Raw genomic sequence first — 1615 nt, 5'->3', positions numbered from 1 at the left:
TGGGGAGCGCGGGGCAGGGCAGTTACGCCGCGGCGAACGCGTTCCTGGATGCGCTGGCCGTCTATCGCCGGGATCGGCAGCTGGCCGGTCAGTCGTTGGCGTGGGGGCTGTGGGAACAGACCTCGGAGATGACCGGACACCTGGAGGGCGCTGACCTGTCCCGGCTGCGCCGTGGTGGCATCGAGCCGATGCCGACCGTCCAGGGCCTGGCGCTGTTCGAGGCCGCGGTCGCGTGGGGCGCGCCGTTGGCAGTCCCGGCTCAGCTGGACCTGGCCGCATGGTCGCGTGCTGGTCGGCCGATGCCTGCCCTTTTGCGCGCTCTGGTTGCTGGTGGTGTCTCCGTTCGCCGGTTCGCGGCTGTTGCTGCGGACACGGGTGCGGGTGGCCTGGCGGCCCGGTTGGCCGCGCTCAGCCCTGCCGAGCGTGAGCAGGAAGTTCTGCAGATCGTCCGGGCCGGCACCGCCGTCATCCTGGGCCACGCCAACCCTGGGGACATCGACTCCCAGCGGGCGTTCCGCGAGATGGGCATCGACTCGCTGACCGCGCTGGAGCTCCGCAACCGGCTCGCGGCCGAGACCGGCCTGAGCCTGCCCGCCACCCTGGTCTTCGACTACCCCGTCCCTCTGGAACTCGCCCGGTATCTGGTCGCAGAGGCACGCGGAACCGACGGCATAGCCGCCGTATCCGCCCCATCTGCCGTCCGTGTCGGCACGGACGAGCCGGTGGCCATCGTCGGCATGGGTTGTCGGTTCCCGGGTGGAGTGGAGGACCCGGAAGGCTTCTGGCAGCTGATCGCGGCAGGCTCCGATGCGATGTCGGGGTTCCCGGCGGACCGCGGCTGGGAGACTCCCGGCCTGTCCGAGTCCCGTGATGAGGGTCAGGATTATGCCCGGGTGGGCGGGTTCGTGGGTGGTGCGGGTGGGTTCGATGCGGAGTTCTTCGGGATCAGTCCGCGTGAGGCGTTGGGGATGGATCCGCAGCAGCGGCTGTTGCTGGAGACGTGCTGGGAGGCGTTGGAGGACGCGGGCATCACGCCGGGGTCGTTGCGGGGCACCGACACCGGGGTCTACGCCGGCGTCATCACGTCGGAGTACCGGGTCGGTGAGCATGACGACGCGAGCGGCTATGGGATTACCGGGACCCATGCGAGTGTGGCGTCGGGTCGGGTGGCGTATGCGCTGGGGTTGCAGGGACCCGCGGTCTCGATCGACACGGCGTGTTCGTCGTCGCTGACGGCGATTCACCTGGCCGCGCAGGCGTTGCGGTCGGGTGAGTGCGGGATCGCGCTGGCCGGCGGCGTCACGGTGATGGCCTCGCCTGGGACCTACATCGAGTTCGCGCGGCAGCGGGGGTTGGCTGCTGACGGCCGGTGTAAGCCGTTCGCGGAGGCGGCTGATGGCACCGGGTGGGGCGAGGGCGTTGGCGTGCTGGTGTTGGAGCGGTTGTCGGTTGCTCGCGCTCGTGGGCATCGGGTGCTGGCGGTGGTGGCCGGTAGCGCAATCAATCAGGACGGGGCCAGCAATGGTCTGTCGGCGCCGAACGGTCCGTCCCAGCAGCGGGTGATCCGGGCCGCGTTGGCGAGCGCGGGCTTGGCGGCCGGTGACGTGGACGTGGT

General features: G+C 70.6%; 1 protein-coding gene. It reads left to right on the top strand.

From position 1 onward, the window contains the following. Positions 1-1615, top strand: a 1615-nt coding sequence (locus ABZ887_RS51105; RefSeq protein WP_361306595.1) for a beta-ketoacyl synthase N-terminal-like domain-containing protein, incomplete at both ends; no start/stop codon positions are given.

Origin of the sequence: Streptomyces sp. NPDC047061, assembly GCF_040643955.1 — a bacterium.
Taxonomy (GTDB): Bacteria; Actinomycetota; Actinomycetes; order Streptomycetales; family Streptomycetaceae; genus Streptomyces.
The sequence above is the reverse complement of the archived record's forward strand: the minus strand, read 5'-3'. Positions and strand labels throughout refer to the sequence as shown.